Genomic DNA, 23,273 nt, shown 5'->3' with positions numbered 1-23,273 from the left:
TAAAGGAGAGGGGTGAACTCCGTTATTGCGGCATGGCATCGCGCGGAATAATCGCGCCGCGATACTGAATGACCGTGCTGGCGGTTAAATGCCCGCGTTTTGCCGCTTCTGTCGCGTCGCCACCGGTCAGACGTACTGACAGGTAACCCGCGCTGAAGGAATCCCCGGCTGCTGTGGTATCAACCACTTTCTCTTTCGGCAGTTTCACCGCCGGAACTTCCACCAGCGCTTCACCAGCAATCGCTACCAGGCAGGAGTCTGCGCCGCGCTTAATAACCACTTCTTTTACGCCCGCGCGCTGCGTGCGTTCGATAACTTCTTCCACCGGTTTCTCGCCCCACAGCAGGTCTTCGTCATCCAGCGTCAGGAACGCGATATCCGTGCAAGCCAGCATTTGCTGATAAACCAGACGCGTCTCTTCTTTGCTTGCCCACAGGCGCGGACGGTAGTTGTTATCAAAAATCACTTTGCCGCCATTCGCACGGCATGCCTGCAGCAACGACAACAGCTTGTTGCGGCTTGTCGGGCTAAGAATGGCAAGGCTGATGCCGCTCAGGTAGAGATAATCGAAGGTCGCAAGCTGTTCGCAGATAGCCGCAGACTGCTCGCTCTCCAGCCAGAATTTGGCGGCCGCTTCGTTACGCCAGTAGTAAAAAGTACGCTCGCCGGTGCTGTCGGTTTCGATGTAATAGAGACCAGGCAGGCGGTTTTCCATCCGTTGTGTCAGGCTGGTATCGACATCCTCGCTTTGCCAGGCATCCAGCATCTGCTGGCTGAAATTGTCGGTGCCAAGCGCGGTAACATAGTGCACGGAAAGCGCCGCAGGATTGACCTGGCGGGCGATATAAACAGACGTGTTAAGCGTATCGCCACCAAAGCCACGGTTCACTTCCGTGCCTTTTTGTGACAGTTCAATCATGCATTCGCCAATGACGGCAATTTTCCTGGACATAGTCATCAACCTGGATCAGATAAATTAACGGTAGTGTGCGTTAGTGGGTGATTCGTGGTCAACTATATTAAAACAACGTTCCAGTATTTTTTTGAGCTAAAGCCTGTTCCTGGCAGATTTCCCGTCGGCGGTTTTTAAATTTGCCCGCAGACGGAGCGTAAAGTTATCGACACGCCCGCCGATAACTCATTGACGAATTCCTCCCGGTCATCGCCTTCGACAGGACAGCAGAAATGAAGTTAAAGCAGGTCATCCAGCAGCTAAACATTCCGGAAGCAAGCATTGAAAGCTTGCAGGAGCGTCGTTATTGGCTGCAATGCGAACGTGCTTATACTTATCAGCCCATCTATAAAACCGATGGTCGTCTGATGGCTGTTGAAGTATTGACCATTGTTACCCATCCGTCGCAGCCGGAAACGCGAATTGCGCCGGATCGCTACTTTTCCGAAGTGGCGGTGCGCCAGCGTGTTGATGTGGTGCATGAGCAAGTGGCGCTGCTGGCGGAACAAAAAGCGTTTTTCCTCAGCAATGATGTGCTGGCCTCGGTGAATGTTGATGGCCCAACGCTGCTGGCGATGCGCCAGGATACCGATCTGATGACACTGGTTAATTCGCTGCCGTGGATCCGCTTTGAACTGGTGGAACATATCCGTCTACCGCAGGATTCAACGTTCGCCTCGATCAGCGAAATCGGCCCGCTGTGGCTGGACGACTTTGGCACCGGCATGGCGAATTTCTCTGCGTTAAGCGAAGTGCGTTACGACTACATCAAAGTGGCGCGCGATCTGTTCATCATGCTGCGTAAAACGCCGGAAGGGCAAAATCTGTTCACCATGCTGTTGCAGTTGATGAACCGCTATTGCCAGGGCGTGATTGTCGAAGGTGTGGAAACGCTGGAAGAGTGGCGCGATGTTCAGGATTCGCCTGCTTACGCGGCACAAGGCTACTTTCTCTCCCGTCCGGTTCCTTTAGCCAAACTTGAACACGTGATACTCGAACTGTAACCGCAGCCCTTTCCGCGAGCCTCTACTATCTTTATGACAGGTAAGGCTTTAAAGGAAAGGCAGAACGATGACAAAAACGAGTAAAGCGATTAACGCCGTCTTCGCGACGTTGCTGTTGCTGATTGTGGTCGCCATTATCATCATCGCCACATTCGACTGGAACCGCCTCAAACCCACCATTAACGAAAAAGTCTCCATGGAGCTTAACCGTCCGTTCGCTATTCGCGGCGATTTGGGCGTGGTGTGGGAGCGGCAAAAAGAGGAAACCGGCTGGCGCAGTTGGGTTCCATGGCCGCATGTTCACGCCGACGATATTATCCTGGGCAACCCGCCGGGCATCGACGAAGTGACGATGGTGCATTTACCCCGCGTTGAAGCCACCCTCGCGCCGCTGGCGCTATTCACCAAAACCGTTTACCTGCCGTGGATCAAACTGCAACAACCCGATGCCAGGCTGATTCGTCGCTCGGAAAAGCTCAATAACTGGACCTTCACGCTCGCCAGTGACGCCAACAAAGACGCCAATGCGCAGCCTTCCAGTTGGTCATTCCGGCTGGATAATATTCTTTTTGATCGTGGGCGTATCGACATTGATGATGCACTCAACCGCGCCGATATCGAGATTCTGGTAAATCCCTTAGGCAAGCCGCTGCCGTTTAGCGAAGTGACCGGCAAAAGCGACAGCAAAGTCAAAGCCGGGGATTACGTCTTTGGTTTGACGGCGAAAGGGCATTACAACGGCCAGCCGCTCTCCGGCAATGGCAAAATCGGCGGCATGCTGGCGCTGCGCAGCGAAGGGACGCCTTTCCCGGTGCAGGCCGATTTCCGCTCCGGTAACACGCGCGTGGCGTTTGTCGGCACCATTAACGACCCAATGAACATGGGCGGTGCCGACCTGCAACTCAAGTTCGGTGGTAACTCCCTTGGCGAACTGTATGATTTAACCGGCGTGCTGCTGCCGGATACGCCGCCATTTGAAACCGATGGCCATCTCATCGCGAATCTCAACAACGAAAAAGGGTCGGTGTATGACTATCGCGACTTTAATGGTCATATCGGCGAAAGCGATATTCATGGCACGCTGCGCTACACCACCGGCAAACCGCGACCAAAACTGGAAGGCGACGTTGAATCGCGCCAGTTACGGCTGGCGGATTTGGGGCCGCTGATTGGTGTCGATTCCGGCAAAGGCGCTGAGCAGTCAAAACGCACCGAGCAGCAAAAGGGTGAGAAAGCGGGGCAACCGGCGGGCAAGGTGCTGCCGTATGACCGCTTTGAAACCGACAAATGGGACGTAATGGATGCCGATGTGCGCTTTAAAGGCCGCCGGATTGAGCACGGCTCAACGCTACCCATCAGCGACTTGTCGACCCATATTCTGCTGAAAAATGCCGACCTGCGCCTGCAACCGCTGAAATTTGGTCTTGCGGGCGGCACCATCTCATCGAATATCCATCTCGAAGGGGATAAAAAACCGATGCAAGGGCGGGCGGAGATTCAGGCGCGGCGGCTGAAGCTCAAAGAGCTGATGCCCGATGTTGAACTGATGCAGAAAACCCTCGGTGAGATGAACGGTGACGCAGAGCTTCGCGGCGTGGGCAACTCCGTGGCGGCGCTGCTGGGCACCAGCAACGGCAACCTGAAACTGTTGATGAACGACGGTGTGGTCAGCCGTAACCTGATGGAAATTCTCGGTCTTAACGTCGGCAACTATATTGTCGGTCAGCTGTTTGGTGATGACGAAGTACGGGTGAATTGCGCCGCTGCGAACCTTGATTTAGTCAACGGTGTCGCGCGTCCGCAAATCTTCGCTTTTGATACGGAAAACGCGCTGATTAACATTACCGGCACCGCCAGCATGGCGTCGGAACAACTCGACTTAACCATTGATCCTGAAAGCAAAGGCGTGCGGATTGTCACGCTGCGTTCTCCGCTGTATGTGCGTGGCAGTTTTAAAAACCCGCAGGCGGGCGTTAAACCCGGGCCGTTGATTGCGCGCGGTGCGGTGGCAGCAGCGCTGGCAACCTTAGTCACCCCGGCGGCGGCACTGTTGGCGTTGATCTCGCCATCAGAAGGCGAACAGAATCAGTGCCAGACCATTTTGTCGCAGATGAAACACTAAGCAGCACAACGGGAAGTGGCCCTCTCTTCAGCGAAGAGAGGGCAAAAAGGTTACAGCGACTGGTGTTTGGTTTCGTGAGTCAGCAGCAGCGCGATAAGCGTTAATGTTGCCATCGCGGCCAGGTAAATCCCGACGTACATCAGACCATAATTCGCCTGCAGCCAGGTGGCGATATAAGGTGCCACCGATGCGCCGAGGATCGACGACACGTTGTAAGAGAATGACGCGCCGGTATAACGCACTTCCGTCGGGAACAACTCCGGCAGCAGCGCGCCCATCGGGCCGAAGGTCAGCCCCATCAGGCTCAGGCCAATCAGCAGGTAGGCCATCACCAGCGCCGGGCTACCGGAACCGAGCAGCGGCGGGAAAACAAACAGTGCGAACAGAATAATCAGCGACGTGATAACAATCATGCTTTTACGGCGGCCAAACGCGTCCGCCAGCAGGCCAGCGACTGGCACCATCACACCAAAACCGATTACCGCCATCATCAGCATCCATAGCACTTCGTTACGCGGCAGTCCAAGGCCCTGCGGCGAGGTACTGAAGGTCATGGAGTAGACCGTCATAATGTAGAACAGCGTGTAGGTCGCCAGCATGATAAAGGTGCCCAGCACGGTGACGCGCATATGTTTGGTCAGCAGCGTGCCCAGCGGCACTTTCACCTGTTTCTTCGCGGCGGCGACTTTGGCGAACACTGGTGTTTCATGCAGCGAAACGCGAACGTACAGGCCAATCAGCACCAGCACGGCAGAGAAGATAAACGGCACGCGCCAGCCCCACGCCATAAACTGCTCATCGGTCAGTAACCAGGAGAGCAGCAGGAAGGTGCCGTTCGCAAAGAAGAAGCCAATTGGCGCGCCCAGTTGCGGGAAAGAGCCGTACAGCGCGCGTTTGCGCGGCGGGGCGTTTTCCGTGGCCAGCAGCGCCGCGCCGCCCCATTCGCCGCCCAACCCCAGACCCTGGCCGAAACGCGCCAGTGCCAGCAGCAACGGTGCCATTACGCCGATGGTTTCGTACCCCGGCAGCAGGCCGATCAGCACGGTTGAAATCCCCATCGTCAGCAGCGACGCCACCAGCGTCACTTTACGGCCAACGCGGTCGCCAAAGTGTCCAAACACAGCGGAACCAATCGGGCGCGCAATAAAAGCAATGGCGAAGGTCGCCAGAGACTGTAGCGTGGCGGCCGTCGGGTCGCCCTGCGGGAAGAAGATATGCGGGAACACAATCACCGCGGCGGTGGCGTAAATATAGAAATCGAAGAACTCGATGGCGGTGCCAATCAGAGACGCAACGACGACTTTATTACGTGAATTTACCGGCGGATTTTCCTGCTCGTTGTCGAAAGTTGTAGCTGTAGCTTGCATAGAATTTTCTTATTTTTGCGCGAACGAACGACCATATTAGCCACAGCAAAAGCGACATTTCAATCTGTAACAAACCGGGTTTTCGCGCGAAAAACAGGCAAAAAGCGAATAATTTTCAGACTCACGATTTACCTTCTATGAAATGCTTCACAGTTTTTAATAATTAGAGAATAAAACTGGTTTTTGGTTAAATAAAAGTTACGGACTGGATTTTCATGCTGAAAACGCCGAGCGGGCTGAAATATTCCATTTCCTTCAGCCCGATAGCAGGATTAGCGGTGGGTTTTGTCCGGCATGCGCGGGTCGCCTTTGTACTGCGCGGTGGCGATCCACGCGGCGCAAAATAGCGTCAGACGAGCAAAGAAGTAGAAGAATGCCATCAGCCCGAGCACCGAACCAAACGCCGCACCGGAGGGCGATTTCACCAGCGATGGCAGTGTCCAGGTCATGATGATTTTGATCACTTCAAACCCAATTGCGGCGAGAAATGTACCGCGGATCAGCGCTTTCTTGCGCGGGCGGTGGCGCGGCAAACGCCAGAAGATCCAGAAGAAGAGCAAATAGTTCGCGAAAATAGAAATGGCCAGGCCAATCAGCCGCCAGGCTGGTTTCAGCCATTCGATGTAATTGAGATGCAGCGCGTTGATGATCAACTGTTGCGCGGAGCCCGCCACCGACGTTATTGAAAGCGTCACGATCAGCGCGACTAACAAGCCAATCAGCGAAATGAAGTCGCGGAAATACTTTACCCAGATTTTTTCTTCATCCTGCGCGTTACGCTCCCAGACATCGCGCGACTGAGCGCGGATCGCCTCACGCAGGTTGCCGGTCCAGTTCACGCCGGAATAGAGGGCGATAGCCAGCCCGACAATCCCTACCGTCGTGCGCTGCTGCACGGCAATATTGAGGGTGTTTTGCAGTGTCGAAGCCATCGTCGGGTCGCTCACGCTCATCAGGATTTTATTGAAGATGTCCTGCAATAGCGTTGGGTGCGAGGCGAGTACAAAACCGGCGGCGGCAAACGACACCATCATGATGGGTATCATCGACAGAAACGAGAAGTAGGTGATAGCCGCGCCAAACTGGTTACCCATGCGGTCGTTAAAACGTTCCGTTGCGCGGATCAGGTGTGCAACCACAGGCCAGCGCTGGATCTTTTGCACCATGTCGGTGAGTGATGCCAGCGTTGTACTGGCGGCAGTGGGGGCAGAATGTTTCTTTTCGGTGGGCTGCTCAGCCATCTTCCTGACGGGTTCGTAGTCGAGGTCTTGCGTCGGGCGTTTTTCATGATTTTCCGGCGTCATCAGGTCTGTTTTCCTTCTCCTGAATGTGTTGTAACTGAAATTATAGCTGCTAGTGGTCGACGTAATCCTTCAGCACGGTTGCCAGCCACTCCATAAACAGATGCACGCGGCGCGACAAATTACGGCGGTGCGGGTAAATCAGCGAAACCGGCATCGGTTCCGCACGATATTGCGGCAGGATCTCCACCAGTTTCCCCGTCCGCAGCGCTTCGCGTACGCCCACGCGCGGAACCTGAATAATCCCTAATCCGGCCAGGCAGGCAGAGTGGTATGTTTCGGTGCTGTTTACCGTCAGTATTCCACCCGTTTTCACCCAGTGTGTCTGCTTATCCTGCCAGACCTCAAAGCCCGGCGGGCGCGTACCGAGGTTAACGGCGTAATGCACCAGCGCGTGGGAGGATAAGTCGTCGAGCGTTTCGGGGTAGCCAAAACGCGCCAGATAATCGGGGCTGGCGCAGTTAATGACCGACAGCCGACCGAGCTGGCGGGCGATCAGGCCGGAATCTTTGAGCGTGCCGACGCGCACGACGCAGTCGAACCCTTCGCGAATAATATCCACCAGCCTGTCGCTGCTGCTGAGCTCCAGTTCAATGCCGGGGTATTGTTGCAGGAAAGCGGGCAGGCGCGGGATCACAAGGTTTTTCGCCACCCCGACCGGCATATCGACGCGCAAACGACCGCTGATGCTCGATGGATCATGCAGGAACATGCCGTCGAGCTCATCCATATTCGCCAGCAGATCTTTCGCCCGCTCGTAGTAAACCATGCCGTCCTGCGTGAGCTGGACGCGGCGCGTGGTGCGGTGCAACAACTGGGTGCCGAGGTGCGTCTCCAGCGCCTGAATCTGGCGCGATACGCTACCTTTAGGCAGCCCCATCGAATCCGCCGCGCGGGAGAAACTCTCCAGTTCCGCCACGCGAATAAACAGTTGCATTGCGTAAATTTTATCCATCACCACACTCGATTGTTGCCTGTAGTGAAACAGTGAAGCGTAATTTAGCACCTTTATTGTTTATTAGTCAGCTAATAAGCTTTTTCCACAGTCTGACAACAGCGAAACGAGGTTTCTTATGACACAACATATTGCTTTAGTGACGGGTGGCAGCCGCGGTTTGGGTAAAAACGCGGCGCTGAAGCTGGCGGCGAAGGGAACGGGTATTATCCTGACCTACAACAGTAACGCCGAAGAAGCGCAGAACGTGGTGCGTGAAATTGAGCAAAAAGGCGTGAAAGCGGTGGCATTGCAACTTAACGTCGGCGATATCACCGGGTTTGATGCTTTTTTGCGTAATGTGCAGGAACAGTTGAAATCGGTGTGGCAACGCGAGACATTCGATTATTTATTGAACAATGCTGGCGTCGGTATCAGCGCAACTTTCGCTGAAACCAGCGAAGAGCAATTCGACCAGATGGTGAACATCCATTTTAAAGGACCATTCTTTCTGACGCAGTTGCTGTTGCCGCTGATAAAAGAGGGCGGGCGCATTCTGAATGTTTCGACTGGCTTAACGCGTTTCTGCCAGCCGGGTCGTGCCAGCTACGCCGCAGTAAAAGGGGCGATGGAAGTGTTGACCCGCTATCAGGCGAAAGAGCTAGGCGAGCGCGGTATTTCCGTCAACATCATCGCGCCGGGCGCGATTGCCACCGATTTCAGCGGCGGCGTGGTGCGGGATAATGAGCAGGTTCACCAGTACATTGCCTCGCAAACCGCGCTGGGCCGCGTCGGGCAGCCCGATGATATCGGCGATGCGATTGCCGCATTGCTGAGTGACGATTTGGCCTGGATGACGGCGCAACGCGTGGAAGTGTCGGGCGGGATGTTCCTGTAAAACTGGTCACGCCCGGCGGCGTTTTCGCTCCCGGGCGTGCAGTGTTACTGTTTCTGAAAATGCGTTACCCGAACACGCGCCGGTTGTTGTTTTTTATCCAGCGAACCGCTGATGCCGACCAGTTCATCCGGCGACACGGATTTACCATCAAATATCGCCACAGGGATATAAAGCTGAATCTGATCGGTTTTGTCGCGGAACAGGTAAAGATCACCGCTCTCCTTCTCAACCAGGTTACCGCGCAGCGAGACGGACGCGCCATCATGCAGGGCTTTTGCCTGTTTGACGGTCATGGTGCGCGCATCTTCCATGCCGCGATAGCCGTCATCCATTTTATGCGGCGGTGGCGGCGCTTTGTCCGCTTTCAGACCGGGGGCTTCTTCTGCGAATGCCGTCATGGAGAACAGCGCCACCAGACTGGCGGCAAGCACAATTTTCTTCATAACCTCTCCTGAATATTGCCAGAACACGTCCTTAAGCCTGGCAGAGCATAGCGAACTATGCTGACGAATTATCATTTTTCGTCATATTCTTGGCGCAGTAAGCCAAACAGCCAGTCGTTATGCCAGCGTCCTCCCAGCCAGTAGGACTCGCGCAATTCGCCTTCGAGGATAAATCCTGTTTTTTCCAGCAAGTGTCGGGATGCGTGATTTCCCGCCGTTACGGTAGCGGTGAGTTTACGAATACCGCCTTCGCTGAAGGCGTAATCACACAGCGCTTTTAGCGACTCCTGACCATAACCTTTGCCCTGCGCGGCAGTCGCGAACAGGAAGCCGACTTCGGCGCAATCATCCTCGCGGTGAATATAACCGGTTACGCCCAGCGGTTCGTTTGTCGCCGTGTCGCGTACCAGCAGGCAGAGCCAGTGGCGGCTGCCGGGGGACCAGGGAGCCAGCCGGGCGTCGAATGCTTCACGGATCTCATGTTCACTGCGGGCATCGGCAACATAGCGCATTACCTGCGGATCTTGTTGCAGCGAAATAAAGAATGACCATGCCTCTTCTGTTATTGGCGAGCAGGTCAGTCTTGGGGTAAAAAGTATTAACACAGTGAATGTCTCCTGCTGTTTTTTTTTCGGCTTGAAACCACTATCACTGATAATAATCGTCAACTGCGCTATCTTTTAGCTACTCATAAATAAAGAAAAAATTAAGCGCTCAGGTTGGCCAGTTAATTGTTTCTTCAGTTGTACTTAAAGGAAAATAATGACTCTTTCTGCCCCATTGAATACGGGTGAACAGTTTGAAAAATGCATTGCTATTATTCGCGAGGCGTCTGTTGAAATCTTATTGCTGCTGAATGTGCATTTTGATGAAGGCAAAGACCCGCGCTGGTTTTTGGAACAACTGGATGTTGCGCGCCTGAGTTTGGGTGGCTGGGGCGCGGTGGCTAAACGACTCAAACTCAACGATGCGGAATTAACACAGTTCACTTTACAGCTGCGTCACTTGCAGCAGCTCGTTCCGCGATATGAGAGCGGGCAGAATGTGACGGAAAATCAGCTTATTGCGGCGCTGCGATTTATCAGCGCGCTGGAAAACCTGCGTAATAAGCAGAAGTTGCTGAGCTACAACACGGTCTTGCCGTCGGATGATGCGCAGCAGCGGCAAGGGCTACAGCAGCTTCGCGCCATGGAAACGATGATTAAATCGCTGGTGATGCAGGTGTGGCCGGATAGCGAAAAGCTGCGTAATCACCTGAAAACACAGTTTGGTGCCGATCGTGTGCGGCGCTGGTTACGGCTTGGCGATCACAATGATGTACTGAGCGGCATGCGGTTTAGCGAGCTGGCACTGTTGCTGATAGATAAAAAAGAGTTTAGCCAGCGTTATGCCCGGCTGTTTAATGACGCCTCGGAGCTGAACCTGCTACTTGAACCGCGCAAAACGTTGCAAACCTTTCTGGATGACATTCGCCAGATGCGCGCAAGCGTGGTGTCAGGACAGCCGCTCACCTCTAATCAGTTGCTGTTATTGAACAGCTATTATCCGCAAATTACCGGACCGGTTCAGCGCGCGTTTGACGAGGGGCGCACGCAAACCAATCCCGCTGAAATACTGCGTGAGGCCGGCGGGGAGTTAGACGCTTACTGGGAGCAGACGCGGAAAAAAGATCGCGCTGCCGGAGGTGATGCGATGCCGATGCGTGACAGTATTGATAAGCCCGCAAAACGATCAGTGCGCAGCCGCGAAGAGCGCGACCAGATGCTCTCTGGCGTGCTGTGGAGCGCGGTCGGTGTGATGGTGTTGCTGATGGTGATTGGCGCCTTCTGGATGTTTACCAGCGGGATGTCTGGACCGGTGGCGCGCCAGGCCCGGGTTACCGTGCCGATTGCCGAGGATCGCGAACGCCCCTCACCAAAAGAGGAACTCAGCCGCCTGGGGCTGCCGCGCGACGAAAATAATTTCCGTGCGGCGATTGATCGCAACGATACGCGCGTGGTGTCGCTGTTTTTACGTACCGGGATGAACTGGAAACTCTCCTGGACGGAAAACGCGGTTATAGCGGATTACAACGATGTGCTGGATCTGCTGCTGAGATATCGCTTGCAAATGGATGAGAATCGCCCTTGTCGCCGTTTTATCGCGACGCTGACCCATGAAATGGCGGTGAACAACAAAAAGCTGACCTCGATTACGCGCGACTATTTACGCGCGTTTTGTACCGTCAAGCCGGTAGTAGATCGTCAGCGGTATGAGATGGAGCAAGCGCAGTTACGTTTCGAAGCCGATCCGTCGGATGAAAATCGCAAGTGGTCGGATATTCAAACCTCGATTTATGACGTGATTGATTAATTTTCTCAGGCACATGCTTTCGCGTTACGAACAGCAAACTGGCACATCCTGGCGCTTACAAACGTAAGCGACCAGGATATGCCAGCATAGCCAATCAAGTGATAGCGCGCCGCTGAAGCGGCAGCTTACGGTTCGCCGTACAAACCGATAAGGCGGCGCACCACACCGTTCGTCCAGCCGAAACCATCCTGTAACGGGTATTCACCCCCGCCACCTTCTCGCGGCGTACTGCTGGCGATGTGGTACTTCTCAATCAGCTTGTGATGCTGCTGATAGTAGTGATTTACCGTCTGCAACCAGCTATGGGCGATCTCATTGCCCAGCGAGTCGTTACCGTACATTTTGAAGCCCTGGATCGCCATCCATTGCAGCGGTGCCCAGCCGTTGGGTTTATCCCACTGTTCGCTGGTTTCGTACTCTGTTGCCAGAATACCGCCAGGTGTGAGCAGGCGTGCTTTTACGGCGTCCGCCAGCCGCTCTGCCTGCTCATGAGTCGCCATACCCACATACAGCGGGACAATACTGGCCGCGGAAAACAGCGCCATCTGCTCACGACGCCAGTCGTAGTCACGATAACAGCCATTCTCGTCATCCCACAGATAGCGGTTCACGGCCGCGCGGCGGTCGCTCGCTTTCTGGCGGAACAGCGCTTCGCGTTCTCTGTCGCCTTTAAGCCCGGAAATATTGGCAATCGCGCTTTCCAGTTTGAACAGAAACGCGTTCAAATCAATCGGGATAAACTGCGTGGTGCGAATGCTCGCCAGCCGTTGCGCATCGCGCAGCCAGCGCGAGGAGTAGTCCCAGCCGGAAGCCGCGCCCGCGCGCAAATCGCGATAGACTTCACTTGCCGGTCGCCCTGAATGGCGCGCGGTTTCAACGTCCTCAAGCCAGGATTCGTCGCGCGGCGTGTCGCGATCGTCCCAGTAGCGGTTGAGCAGCGAACCGTCTGGCATACGCACCGCGTGGCGGTACGCCTGGTTCAGCGCCAGCGATTCGGCGCCATCCATCCAGAACGCGTACTCCATTAACAGGTGATCAAGATAGCGCCGCGCACCGCGTACGCCGTCCTCTTCAAATAGCTCGACCATCAGCGCGAAAACTGGCGGCTGCGAGCGGCTCAGATAATACGTGCGGTTGCCGTTCGGAATATGACCGTAACGCTCAATCATCCATGCGAAGTTATCCGCCATACAGCGCAGCAAATCGTCGCGACCGCTCTCTGCCAGCCCCAGCATAGTGAAGTAGGAATCCCAGTAGTAGGTCTCGCGGAATCGTCCGCCGGGCACAATGTAAGCCTGCGGCAGCGCCAGCAGAGAGGACCACGGAATGTGATCCTGCGGCTCGCGGGTGAGTATCGGCCACAACTGGTCGATATGCTCTTTTAACGAGTTCTCCGGGTTGGAGACATACGCTTTGGAATAGTCCTCCGGCATCCAGAAATGCGCTTTCACGAATTGGCGCAGATCGAACTCCGGTTTACGTTTGATTTTGCGATAGCGAATCAGAATATCGAGCGGATCCATTTTCGGCGCGCAGTCGGGAAAGGTTTTACTGTCGGCAAAAATGCGCGACGACTGCACGTGTTCAAACAATTCAAGATAACGATCGGCAGGGGTTAGCGCGTCGGACGCCGGTAACCCTTCGATCATTTCCGGCTCCGGCTCCGCCTCGATCATTTCATCCAGTTTTAACTCGCACGGATCGGTTTCGTAGACGATCTCTTCCTCAATCACGAACTCGACGGATTCTGCGCTTTGTAGTTTCTGGTTGAACATAAGGATTATGGCCTCCGGATGTCGTCGTAAAAAATTACGGGTGTTGCCCGGCTATCTATTAAGCGTAGACATTCGCTTCGATCCGTGAAGGACGAAGTGTGCAGTCGATCACGTTTTAGCGTGGTAAGAAATGAACGCCAAAACTCACAACCTACTGATTAATAGTGTATAAAACGTACTGAAGCTCATTTAACGCAGCGGCGAAATTAGGAGCATTCGTTTTGCAACGATTTGTGAATAATCGCCCGCATAACCTAATCATGGGGTGTAGCCGGTCAGTACCCCCGCAATGACTGAGGAAAAGCCTTTGCAGCTCGTCTCTATTACGTTAGAGCAATGTCTCGATATCCGCCATACGGTACTGTGGCCGCATTTTCCCCGTAATGCTTCGCGCGTAGAAGGTGATGACGATGCCCGCCATTTTGGTGTGCTTGAAACCGGGCAAATTGTCAGTTGCTTATCGGTTTTTATGCTTGATGAACGGCGGTGCCAAATCCGCAAATTCGCCACCTTGCAAACGCATCAGCAGCAAGGTTATGGCCGCTTTCTGTTGCAGGGCGTGCTGGAAAAGTTAGTCCAGGCGGGCGTTGAGTTTGTGCAACTGGATGCCAGAACGTCGGCGGCGGCATTTTACGCGCGCTTTGGTTTTATGGCGCAAGGCGAACCGTTTTATAAACAAGAAGTGCAATACATTCGTATGTCGCGCACGGTGTAAAACCCGGCGACGAACGCCGCCGGGGTAAGGATCAACGCGGGATTTGCTGCGTAATGCAGTGGATGTTGCCACCGCCGAGCAAAATCTCACGCGCCGGAACGCCAGTAATGACGAAATCCGGGAACATCTCTTCGAACAGTGCTTGCGCTGCGCCATCGGTCGCCGAATCCAGCAGCGGGTAAATAATCTGCTGGTTACTGACCAGGTAGTTAACGTAGGAACCCGCCAGGCGGTTGCCTTCGTGGCGCTCAATCGCTGTGCCTTTTTCGACATCGCTGGTCTCTTCAGCGCTGGCGAACAGCGGCAGCGGAGATGGCACTTTCCACACTTTCAGCGTGCGTCCTTGCGCATCTTTAGTGTTTTCCAGCACCTCAAGCGCGGCAACGGAGCGCGCGTACTGCGGATCGTTCTGGTCGTCAGTCCAGTGCAGAGCGACTTCGCCAGGACGAACGAAACAGCACATGTTATCGATATGACCGTCGGTTTCGTCATTGAACACCCCTTCCGGCAACCAGATAATCTGCGTCACGCCCAGATAGTCGCGCAGTTGCTGCTCGATCTGCGCTTTACTCAGATGCGGGTTGCGGTTCCGGTTCAGCAAACATTCCGCAGTGGTCAGCAACGTGCCTTCGCCATCGACGTGAATGGAGCCGCCTTCCAGCACCAAATCGGTGTTATAGCATGGCATCTGGTGGTAAGCCGCAACCTGCCCGGCCACCAACTGATCGCGATCCCAGCTTGCATACAAACCGCCATTCAGCCCGCCCCAGGCGTTAAATGTCCAGCTAATACCACGCTTTTCACCGGCGTTATTGACCACCACGGTCGGGCCCGTATCGCGCATCCAGGCATCATCGCTTTCCATTTCTACCAGCGTCACTTCCGCTGGCATGGTGGCGCGCGCTTTGGCCATTTCGGCGGCAGGCACACCCATGATCACTGGCGTGTTGCGCGAAATCGCTTTGGCGACCGCAGAAAACGCCTGCTGCGCCGGCGCGGCGTCGGCACGCCAGTTATCGGTGCGGTAGGGCCAAATCATCCACACCGCCTGATGCGGCGCCCATTCCGCCGGCATGGCGAAACCATCTTTCACGGGCGTGGTCAGCTGTACCATCGCTTAGCTCCTTACGCTGCCATCGGAGGTGGCAATCGCGCTGTACATATTCGGGCGGCGATCGCGGAACAGCCCCCATGCGGCGCGCTGTGCGGCAATGGCGTCGAGATCGAAGGTGTGCACCAGCACCGCTTCGTCGGTTTTGTTTGCCTGCTCAACCAGTTCACCGGTCTGATCGGCGATAAAGGAGGAGCCGTAGAAGGTCATTTCCAGGCCTTCGATGTATTTGCTGGTTTCAGTGCCAATACGGTTAGACGCAATCACTGGGATGACGTTCGCGGCGGCGTGGCCCTGCTGAACGCGCGTCCAGTGCGGCTGGCTGTCGATATCCGGATAAGCCGGTTCTGAACCAATCGCGGTCGGGTAGAAAATCACTTCTGCGCCTTGCAAGGCGAGAACGCGAGCGGTTTCCGGGAACCACTGATCCCAGCAGATGCCGACGCCGATTTTCGCATAGCGGGTGTCCCACACTTTGAAACCCGTATCGCCAGGGATGAAGAACTGTTTCTCCTGGTAAGCGGGGCCGTTTGGAATATGGGTTTTACGGTAGGTGTCGAGCACGCTGCCGTCGGCGTCAATCATCACCAGCGAGTTGTAATAGGCGTTGTTGCACTTTTCAAACAAGCTCAGCGGCAGCACCACTTCCAGCTCTTTGGCAAGCGCAGAGAAGTGTTTGATCAATGGGCTGTTCGCCACTTCCTGCGCCAGTGCGTAGTGTTCCGGGCTTTGATCGATGCAGAAGTAAGGCGCGGCGAACAGCTCCTGAATCAGGATCACCTGCGCGCCTTTGCTATGCGCTTCACGCACCAGACGTTCAGCATTTTGAATGTTCTTATCCAGATCCCAGCTACACGCCATTTGCGTTGCGGCGACGGTTACATTTCTCATAAAAAACTCTCCCGTTGTTCTCGGTTCAGGCAGTGCAAATCGTCAGCACTTATTTTGCTGCAAACTATAGCAACGAAATACGTTATGCATAAAATGTATTGTTATCATGAAAACATGAACAGGATGCATAGTAGTGATCGACCTGAATTTGCTGCGGCTGGTGCCTATTCTGGCGAAAGAGAAGAGCGTGACCCGCGCGGCGCTGAAAGCGAATCTGTCGCAATCTGCTTTTAGCCATGCCCTGAATCGCCTGCGTGAGCAGCTCAACGATGAGATGTTTATCCGCACGCGCAACGGCATGGAACCGACGCCCTACGCCGCGATGATGATCCCGGTGATCGAGAGCGCGCTGAGCAAGCTGGATACCGCCACGCGCGGGCCAAGCCATTTCGATCCGCTGCGCGACGCTCACACGTTTTACATTGGCGCGGTGGACTATTTCGAGTTCATGTTTATGCCGGTTCTGACCGCGCGGTTTAAAACTATTGCGCCGAATGTCCGGCTGTCGGTCGATATTCTTTCAGAAACCATTAAGGTTGAGCGAGTGGAGCAGGGGCAACTGGATGCGTTCATCGGCGTCGATAACGTTCAGCATATCCCGCATTATTTTAATAAACATAAGCTTATCTCCGACCACTTTGTCGCTATCGCTTCCGTCGAACGCACCGATTTGCCGGAACAGCTCACCATGAGACATCTGGTAAGTGAAGCGCAAATCCATTTACCGGCGGTCAGCTCCGGCGCGGATCATATTGACGGCTGGCTGCTCGAACAACACCTCTACCGGCCGCTGGCGACGGTAGTACAAAGTTACGCCGTTGGTGGGCGCGTGGCGGTGGCGACTGGTTATTTAATGTGCGTGCCGTTTCGCATTGCCAGGGAACTGGCAACAATGTTGCCGCTGCGCATTATGCAACTGCCGGAGGGCGCGCCATCATACGATTTGCTGCTGCTGACCCATCGATTATTCGACTACCAGCCAGCGGTGCAGTGGCTGATTAACGAACTGAAGGCGGCGAGGATTTAGCGGGAAAAATGATTTCACACAAACCGTATTGCTTGAATGCTTACTTAAAAAAGCGGGAATGCGTTTTTATTTTCTTAGGTTGATCAATTAATGTTGATATTATTAGATATGCATTTATTTAATTCTTGGGCGTATTTTTTATGAGAATAGTCTCAATGAATGGGCGGCGGCAATATTGATGCCAGTGAGTTGTTTCCTTGGCGACTATAGAAAATGTTAAGATGGTTAGTGTTGTATTTACTGGCTGACAATTATAGGTATTAAATCCAAGGAGAAAGGTGTGGCGGATAATGAAGGCTCGATAAGGTTATTGACATTAGGCGAGTTGCGCCTTGCTAAATCAGTTTTCGGAAATTCGATTCCTTACCACACTGTTTGGATTCACCACGATAGCTATTTCCCATTGGGACTGCAAAAAAGAGAATTTGCTATGTCGCCTAATGGTGAATTGTATTTTCGGGATTGGTTCAGAGATGATTCTTCACGGGAAAAATAGATTTACAGCATCTTTTTATTCATGAAATGACACACGTTTGGCAACGAGAACGTGGTATGCAGGTCAGACTCAGAGGTCTTTTCAGCTGGAATGCCGACTACGGCTATCGCTTAGATGGGCGAAGACTCGCACAATATCCGCTTGAACAGCAGGCGCAGATAGTGGCTGATAATTTTGTTCTCGAAACATATGGATTAGGTAATGGGATAGAGCTTAAGACATCAAAGACGGTCACCTCAAGAAATATCGTGCAACATGAGGCTGATTTGAAAGCTCTTTATAGAGTCGCGTTACGTAATTTCCCAAATGGATTATGAAAATGAAAATATGCGCTAAATGTGTTCCTTTTTTGTTTCTACCTCTGCTTAGCGGTTGTCCAATGGGGGATCGGCTGGACCAACGATATAAGCCAGCGGAGACCACCTTGGTCACATTGAAGAATGAGCAAATTTGTTTTGGGATCCTCTCTGCTGAAGATTATCAGCCTGTATTTATCAGCATTGCACCGCGCCACACTCCTCATAAAGAGCGTTGGTATCAGCAACATCCTCGCTTATCTGTTAATAACGGTGAAATGTGCATTCCGCCTGGTGTTTATAAATTTCCCGCTAAAGGGCAGTTTGTGGCGAGCTTCACGCTGGAATCGAAAGAAAAAGCAAAAACTACTGAATTTAATACCCGTCGTTTTGATACTGCTTTTGAGATAAAAGAGGGGCACGCAACAGTAATCAAGGTTGATAAAAATGAGTTTTAAAAGAGACCGTTGCTTCGCTTTGGTACGATATTTCACTGGCAGGCATAAAGCAGGATAAAAACTACTTCTGCAAAGTTGATCTTTCCGTGTGTAAAATGCGGCCTCATTACTTTTTTATAAGAGCCTGGCTCGAATGGTTGTGATTCTCTTATAACTTTCGGATGGATATACCGGAATATGAAAGCGCTATTGATTCGTCATCCGCAAACCGAGTGGAACCGGGCAGGCATTATCCAGGGGCAGCTCGATAGCCCGCTAACGACGCGCGGGCGCGAAGAGGGCCACGCTTTGGTTCGCGGGCTGCGGGATGCGGGGATTCACCCTGACGTCGTTTTTTCATCGCCGCTCGGCAGGGCGCAGCAGATGGCTTTGTTAATCGCGGAACAATATCACTGTGATATCCGCCTCGACGATGCGTTACAGGAGCAGAATTTCGGTGAGTTTGATGGTCAGCTGCTGAGCGATATTCGCCGGGAATATCCCCGTTTCGGTGATGATGAGGCTTTTCAACCGCCGCAGGGTGAATCGCTGGGGCAGGCCGCGCAGCGGTTGCTCGACTTTTTACACCGCTTGCCGGATCTCTGCCCGCATGACACGGTAGCGCTGGTGTCGCATGGGCAAATTATGCAGGCGGCGATAGCGCAGTTACTGGAAATCTCCCTCGAAAATGTGGCGCGTTACCACCATCCCAATGCCAGTTATTCACTGCTGGAGATCAACGACGACACCTGCCGGGTAGTGCGCTGGGGAGTGGCCAGCCATTTGCTGGGGTTAAAAAGCGGCTAACTGCCGCGCCTGATGGTCACTTCTTAAAAAAGCCGGTAATTTTTTGCATCAACGACGGTTTCGCCTCTGGTATTGCCCACGATGGATTTAATAAATCGCCCGGCAGCAGATAGAGGCGGTCATCATCGTCCCGCACTTGCGCCTTCAGGGCTGCAGCGATTTCCAGCATTTTGCAGTAGAGCGGTTCTGCGGGCGATTTGGTGGTGATTGCGCCATCATTCCACTCCAGCCAGCAGGTTTCTTGCCCTTTCCATAGCGCGTAAAATTCACCGTTGCGCCGATCAAAAGCGAGCTCTTCATCATGATTCACCAGTTGAACCCATTCTTCGCTGCCGATCGGCTGCGTTTCGCTTTCCGACCAACATTCCGCCCGGGTGATATGCATTTCCCAGCCCATTAATGGCTCCTTTTTTGCTGCCGAATAATGTTGCGATTTTGTCAGAGCATCGCGCCGGTAAGACGGTAAAAAAAAGAAGCCCGCAGGGGCTTCTCTTCGTGTTTAACGCACAGGAAATACGTGTAGCGCGCTGCTTAACGCATAGTAACGAATTCTTCAGCGGCTGTCGGGTGGATTGCCACTGTGTTATCGAAGTCTTTTTTGGTCGCGCCCATTTTCAGCGCCACCGCAAAGCCTTGCAGCATTTCGTCCATGCCGGAGCCGATACCGTGAATGCCGACAATTTTCTCCTCCGGGCCAACGCACACCAGCTTCATACGACACGGCTGGCGATGGGTGGTCACGGCGGTATACATCGCAGTGAAGGATGATTTGTAGATTTTCACCTGGTCATCGCCATACTGCTCACGTGCTTGCGGTTCGGTCAGGCCAACGGTGCCAATCGGCGGATGGCTGAACACCACGGTCGGAATATTGCTGTAGTCCAGATGCTCATCCGGTTTGTTGTTAAACAGACGTTCGGAGAGGCGGCGACCGGCTGCCACGGCGACCGGTGTCAGTTCTACCGCGCCGGTGTTATCGCCCACCGCGTAAATGCCCGGCACGCTGGTGTTCTGGAACTTATCGACTTCGATATACCCTTTGTCGTTGGTTTTCACGCCGGTGACCGCAAGGTTGAAATTATCGGTTGCCGGTTCGCGGCCAATCGCCCAAATCAGGCTGTCCACGGTTTGTGAACGGCCATCTTCCAGCGTCAGCGTCAGGCTGCCGTCGGCGTTTTTCACCACCTCTTTCGGCACCGCGTGGGTGTGCAGCGTCGGGCCTTCTGCCGCCATCACTTCAACCAGCGTTTCAGTGATTAACGGATCAAAGCTGCGCAGCGGCGCGTGTTTACGCACGAACAGGTGCGTTTCGGCACCCAGGCCGTTGATCACGCCCGCCAGTTCCACGGCGATATAACCTGCGCCAACCACCGCCACGCGTTTTGGCAGCGCGGGCAGTGCGAAGAAACCGTCGGAATCAATACCGTATTCAACGCCCGGAATATTCGGATGGCTAGGACGGCCTCCGGTGGCGATCAGGATATGGTCGGCGGTGATGGTTTCGCCGTTCACTTCCACGGTTTTGGCATCGACAAAGCGCGCGAAACCCCGGATCACATCGACATTGTTTTTACCCAGCACGTTATCGTACGAGGTATGAATGCGGTCGATGTAGGCGCTACGGCTGGCAACCAGTTTGCTCCAGTCGAAATGGTTCACGGTGGTGTCGAAACCGTAATCCGGGCCGTACAGATGAATCGCTTCAGAAATCTGCGCCGCGTGCCACATCACTTTTTTCGGCACGCAACCGACGTTCACGCAGGTGCCGCCAAGTTCTTTTGCTTCGATCAGCGCGCATTTTTGACCGTACATAGCCGCACGGTTAATCGATGCGATACCGCCGCTGCCGCCGCCAATAGCGATGTAGTCGTAATGTTTGCTCATGGTTGTTTCCTTAATCCTGAACGAAGTCGAAAATGTTCGCGATTGTAGCGCGCAGCCGAAAAGGTTCCACCAATGGCTGCGATTACTCCGGCACCACCTGGTGAATCAGCGTATGTCCGGTGCCGGCTGGCACCAGTTTGCTGTGCAGCCACGGCAGCACGCTGTTCATTTGCGCTTCGAGTTTCCACGGCGGGTTAATCACAATCATGCCGGAAGCCGTCATGCCGCGCTGATCGCTGTCCGGGCGTACACCCAGCTCGATTTGCAGGATGTTGCGAATGCCGGTGGCTTCCAGATCGCGCAACATACGTTTGATTTGCTGGCGCAGCACCACCGGATACCACAGTGCGTAAACGCCGGTGGCAAAACGTTTGTAACCTTCGTGGATACCGCTGACTACTGCCTGATAGTCGGTTTTCATTTCGTAGGGCGGATCGATAAGGATCAAACCACGACGGGAAACCGGCGGCAGCTTGGCTTTTAACTGTTGATAGCCGTCGCCGCGCGCGACGCGAGTGCGGCTATCTTTCTGGAACTCCTGGCGCAGCAGCGGGTAGTCGCTCGGGTGCAGTTCAGTCAACAGCAGGCTGTCCTGCTCGCGCAGTAGTTCGCGGGCAATCAGCGGAGAACCCGGGTAGTAACGCAACTGCTCGCTACGGTTGAAATGACGCACCACGTTCATGTACGGCTCCAGCTCAGCCGGTAAATCATCCTGCTGCCAGATACGGGCAATGCCTTCCAGATATTCGCCAGTGCGTTCTGCATGTTCGCCGGAAAGCTGATAGCGCCCGGCACCTGCGTGGGTGTCGAGATAGAGAAACGGTTTCTCTTTTTCTTTCAGCGCTTCGATTATCAGGCTCTGAACGGTGTGTTTAAGGACGTCGGCATGGTTGCCTGCGTGGAAGCTGTGGCGATAACTGAGCATGGATACTGAGATTCCGGAAAATAAACGAGATTTCGCACAGTTTACCGCAGATTGGTGCAGATTACCGTAGCCCGCGCCCGCTTGTTTCAGCGGGGCGCAAAAGGTTTCAAAACATAACTGTGTCATGAAAATGTCAAACTGTGGGGCTAGCGTCGCTTTCAGACAAGGTAATTGTTTGAATAAAAGGATAAAAAATGAAAATTCGTCTCACGCTTTTAACTGCCGCGCTGCTGTTGGCTTATCAGGCGAGCGCGAAAGATATTTCCGTTATGCAAGCGCGCGATATCGCGAATACGACGACGCCTGCGTCAGAAAGCCAGGCGTATATTGCACTGGAAGCGCAGTCGCTGGCGGGCTTGCGCCAGGCGTTGCAGGGAAGTGCCTCCTCGTTGACGCGCGATCAACTTGAGCACTCAGCCCAGCATCAACAAGCGGACAACGCGTGGCTAAAAGCGCGGGGTTATGACTTCCAGGTCAAAGCCAATCAGCAAGCCGGGATTGCGCTACTTTCCGCATTTAGTTCGCTGCCAAAAACGACGCTGGATGCCAACCTGCAAACTGCCGAGGAAATTAACCTCAACGCGACAAAAGGTTTACGTCGCCAGGCGCTGGCCGATGCCGAAGGCATCAGCTATCTCTACTTTATTGCCGATGCGCTGGGACCAAAGCTGGGCAAAGCGTTTCTCACCGCCTATGACAAAGGCGAGTTGGGCAAAGCCGCGGCGCTGATCAAAGCGACGGAGATCAGCACCAGCGCGGCGAAAAAGCACTTTGATTACAAGCGTCCATTCCTGATTGCGGGCAACACCATTCACCTGGTGGCGGACGATGTGGTGGTGAAAGACAATAAAGCCTACACCGCAGACGGCGGCTCTTTCCCGAGCGGCCACACCAATACCGGCTATACCGATGCGCTGCTGATGGCGGAAATGCTCCCGGAACGTTTTGATGCGCTGATGACGCGCGGTGCGCGCTACGGCTACTCGCGCGTGGTGTTAGGTGTGCATTACCCGCTGGATGTAATGGGGTCGCGCATGGTGGCACAGCGCAATGTGGCACATTACCTCAACGATGCGGCTTACCGTACGATGTTTAACGAAGCCCGCGATCAGTTGCGTGCCGCGCTGGAAAAAGAGTGCGGTACGACGCTGGCGCAATGCGCGCAGACCGCCGGCAAAGACGATCCTTATCGTGACCCGGCAATGCGCGATTTCTACCGCTTTACAATGACCTACGATCTGCCACAACAGAAAGGGGCAGCGAAAGCGGTGACTGTACCACAAGGCGCAGAAGTGCTGCTGGAAGCGGCGCTGCCGAACCTTTCTGCCAGCCAGCGCCGTGCGTTGATGGTGAAAACGGCCTTACCGGCGGGTTATCCGCTTTCCGGCACGACAGATGAGCAAAATTTCTGGCAGCGTTTGAACTTGTCCGCTGCCTTCGAAATGGCGCATAAAGCGCGCTGAGTTACCCGCATAACGACGCCCGGATGGCGCAAGGTCGCCGGGCTTTTTCTTCGCTGCTGCTTATTGCAGCGAT

Annotated in this window: 23 protein-coding genes; 11 read left to right on the top strand and 12 right to left on the bottom strand. The window is 54.2% G+C overall.

Features of this window, described 5'->3' with window-relative positions:
• Window positions 1-22 precede the first annotated feature (22 nt).
• Window positions 23-952, bottom strand: coding sequence for a sugar kinase (locus ACFX4U_RS07710; protein WP_200551263.1), 930 nt, complete (start codon window positions 950-952; stop codon window positions 23-25).
• 233 nt (window positions 953-1,185) lie between these two features.
• Between ACFX4U_RS07710 and pdeH the strand changes: the two genes are divergently transcribed.
• Window positions 1,186-1,956: a cyclic-guanylate-specific phosphodiesterase gene (pdeH, locus tag ACFX4U_RS07705; protein ID WP_305734732.1), complete on the top strand. Its 771-nt coding sequence runs from the start codon at window positions 1,186-1,188 to the stop codon at window positions 1,954-1,956.
• A 67-nt stretch (window positions 1,957-2,023) separates the two neighbouring features.
• Window positions 2,024-4,078: an AsmA family protein gene (locus tag ACFX4U_RS07700; protein WP_313507992.1), complete on the top strand. Its 2,055-nt coding sequence runs from the start codon at window positions 2,024-2,026 to the stop codon at window positions 4,076-4,078.
• Window positions 4,079-4,128: 50 nt separating this feature from the next.
• On the opposite strand, the gene ACFX4U_RS07695 is transcribed toward ACFX4U_RS07700, so the two are convergent.
• From ACFX4U_RS07695 to ACFX4U_RS07685, 3 genes are all read right to left on the bottom strand, one after another.
• On the bottom strand, window positions 4,129-5,445 hold the full coding sequence (locus ACFX4U_RS07695; protein WP_200551266.1) for an MFS transporter: 1,317 nt from the start codon (window positions 5,443-5,445) through the stop codon (window positions 4,129-4,131).
• A gap of 272 nt (window positions 5,446-5,717) precedes the next feature.
• A complete protein-coding gene (gene yhjD / locus ACFX4U_RS07690) occupies window positions 5,718-6,749 on the bottom strand; it encodes an inner membrane protein YhjD (protein WP_305734734.1) in 1,032 nt (343 codons plus the stop codon).
• Window positions 6,750-6,798: 49 nt separating this feature from the next.
• Window positions 6,799-7,701: a LysR family transcriptional regulator gene (locus ACFX4U_RS07685; protein WP_305737546.1), complete on the bottom strand. Its 903-nt coding sequence runs from the start codon at window positions 7,699-7,701 to the stop codon at window positions 6,799-6,801.
• A gap of 118 nt (window positions 7,702-7,819) precedes the next feature.
• On the opposite strand from ACFX4U_RS07685, the gene ACFX4U_RS07680 reads away from it, so the two are divergent.
• Complete coding sequence (locus ACFX4U_RS07680) at window positions 7,820-8,578, top strand: SDR family oxidoreductase (protein ID WP_313507991.1); 759 nt, start codon at window positions 7,820-7,822, stop codon at window positions 8,576-8,578.
• 44 nt (window positions 8,579-8,622) lie between these two features.
• Here the strand turns inward: ACFX4U_RS07680 and ACFX4U_RS07675 are convergent, their stop codons facing one another.
• A complete protein-coding gene (locus ACFX4U_RS07675) occupies window positions 8,623-9,021 on the bottom strand; it encodes a YdeI family stress tolerance OB fold protein (protein WP_313507990.1) in 399 nt (132 codons plus the stop codon).
• A 71-nt stretch (window positions 9,022-9,092) separates the two neighbouring features.
• Window positions 9,093-9,626 carry a GNAT family protein gene (locus ACFX4U_RS07670; RefSeq protein ID WP_313507989.1) on the bottom strand — a complete coding sequence of 178 codons (534 nt, stop codon included), beginning with the start codon at window positions 9,624-9,626 and terminating at the stop codon, window positions 9,093-9,095.
• 157 nt (window positions 9,627-9,783) lie between these two features.
• Here ACFX4U_RS07670 and ACFX4U_RS07665 point away from each other — a divergent pair, with 157 nt between their 5' ends.
• Window positions 9,784-11,373 carry an STY4199 family HEPN domain-containing protein gene (locus tag ACFX4U_RS07665; protein ID WP_313507988.1) on the top strand — a complete coding sequence of 530 codons (1,590 nt, stop codon included), beginning with the start codon at window positions 9,784-9,786 and terminating at the stop codon, window positions 11,371-11,373.
• 125 nt (window positions 11,374-11,498) lie between these two features.
• Here the strand turns inward: ACFX4U_RS07665 and ACFX4U_RS07660 are convergent, their stop codons facing one another.
• Window positions 11,499-13,148, bottom strand: a complete 1,650-nt coding sequence (locus ACFX4U_RS07660; RefSeq protein WP_017458277.1) for an alpha,alpha-trehalase — start codon at window positions 13,146-13,148, stop codon at window positions 11,499-11,501.
• A gap of 307 nt (window positions 13,149-13,455) precedes the next feature.
• Here ACFX4U_RS07660 and ACFX4U_RS07655 point away from each other — a divergent pair, with 307 nt between their 5' ends.
• The gene (locus tag ACFX4U_RS07655) at window positions 13,456-13,863 is read left to right on the top strand and encodes a GNAT family N-acetyltransferase (protein ID WP_313507987.1); all 408 of its coding nucleotides are present in this window, start codon (window positions 13,456-13,458) and stop codon (window positions 13,861-13,863) included.
• A gap of 31 nt (window positions 13,864-13,894) precedes the next feature.
• Here ACFX4U_RS07655 and aguA read toward each other — a convergent pair whose 3' ends face one another.
• A complete protein-coding gene (gene aguA, locus ACFX4U_RS07650) occupies window positions 13,895-14,977 on the bottom strand; it encodes an agmatine deiminase (RefSeq protein WP_313507986.1) in 1,083 nt (360 codons plus the stop codon).
• Window positions 14,978-14,980: 3 nt separating this feature from the next.
• A complete protein-coding gene (aguB, locus tag ACFX4U_RS07645) occupies window positions 14,981-15,865 on the bottom strand; it encodes an N-carbamoylputrescine amidase (protein ID WP_313507985.1) in 885 nt (294 codons plus the stop codon).
• Window positions 15,866-15,998: 133 nt separating this feature from the next.
• On the opposite strand from aguB, the gene ACFX4U_RS07640 reads away from it, so the two are divergent.
• The 5 genes from ACFX4U_RS07640 (at window position 15,999) to ACFX4U_RS07620 (ending at window position 18,928) form a co-directional block, all read left to right on the top strand.
• The gene (locus tag ACFX4U_RS07640; protein ID WP_249880165.1) at window positions 15,999-16,892 is read left to right on the top strand and encodes a LysR family transcriptional regulator; all 894 of its coding nucleotides are present in this window, start codon (window positions 15,999-16,001) and stop codon (window positions 16,890-16,892) included.
• A gap of 280 nt (window positions 16,893-17,172) precedes the next feature.
• Complete coding sequence (locus tag ACFX4U_RS07635) at window positions 17,173-17,388, top strand: hypothetical protein (RefSeq protein ID WP_313507984.1); 216 nt, start codon at window positions 17,173-17,175, stop codon at window positions 17,386-17,388.
• A 56-nt stretch (window positions 17,389-17,444) separates the two neighbouring features.
• Window positions 17,445-17,705: a hypothetical protein gene (locus tag ACFX4U_RS07630; RefSeq protein ID WP_313507983.1), complete on the top strand. Its 261-nt coding sequence runs from the start codon at window positions 17,445-17,447 to the stop codon at window positions 17,703-17,705.
• On the top strand, window positions 17,702-18,142 hold the full coding sequence (locus tag ACFX4U_RS07625) for a putative T6SS immunity periplasmic lipoprotein (protein WP_380219058.1): 441 nt from the start codon (window positions 17,702-17,704) through the stop codon (window positions 18,140-18,142). The genes ACFX4U_RS07630 and ACFX4U_RS07625 overlap by 4 nt, the downstream gene beginning before the upstream one ends.
• 177 nt (window positions 18,143-18,319) lie before the next feature.
• On the top strand, window positions 18,320-18,928 hold the full coding sequence (locus ACFX4U_RS07620; RefSeq protein WP_313507981.1) for a histidine phosphatase family protein: 609 nt from the start codon (window positions 18,320-18,322) through the stop codon (window positions 18,926-18,928).
• 16 nt (window positions 18,929-18,944) lie between these two features.
• Here ACFX4U_RS07620 and ACFX4U_RS07615 read toward each other — a convergent pair whose 3' ends face one another.
• From ACFX4U_RS07615 to ACFX4U_RS07605, 3 genes are all read right to left on the bottom strand, one after another.
• The gene (locus ACFX4U_RS07615) at window positions 18,945-19,325 is read right to left on the bottom strand and encodes a hypothetical protein (RefSeq protein ID WP_313507980.1); all 381 of its coding nucleotides are present in this window, start codon (window positions 19,323-19,325) and stop codon (window positions 18,945-18,947) included.
• 134 nt (window positions 19,326-19,459) lie between these two features.
• Window positions 19,460-20,812: a glutathione-disulfide reductase gene (gene gorA / locus ACFX4U_RS07610; RefSeq protein WP_020455643.1), complete on the bottom strand. Its 1,353-nt coding sequence runs from the start codon at window positions 20,810-20,812 to the stop codon at window positions 19,460-19,462.
• A gap of 82 nt (window positions 20,813-20,894) precedes the next feature.
• The gene (locus ACFX4U_RS07605; protein ID WP_200551281.1) at window positions 20,895-21,737 is read right to left on the bottom strand and encodes a 23S rRNA (adenine(2030)-N(6))-methyltransferase RlmJ; all 843 of its coding nucleotides are present in this window, start codon (window positions 21,735-21,737) and stop codon (window positions 20,895-20,897) included.
• A gap of 194 nt (window positions 21,738-21,931) precedes the next feature.
• Here ACFX4U_RS07605 and ACFX4U_RS07600 point away from each other — a divergent pair, with 194 nt between their 5' ends.
• On the top strand, window positions 21,932-23,200 hold the full coding sequence (locus ACFX4U_RS07600) for a phosphatase PAP2 family protein (protein WP_313507979.1): 1,269 nt from the start codon (window positions 21,932-21,934) through the stop codon (window positions 23,198-23,200).
• The last annotated feature ends 73 nt before the right edge of the window (window positions 23,201-23,273 follow it).

It is taken from the genome of Kosakonia sp. YIM B13588 (assembly GCF_042788165.1).
GTDB lineage: Bacteria > Pseudomonadota > Gammaproteobacteria > Enterobacterales > Enterobacteriaceae > Kosakonia > Kosakonia sacchari.
Note: the sequence above shows the minus strand (reverse complement) of the source record. Positions and strands in the feature narration are given on the sequence as shown.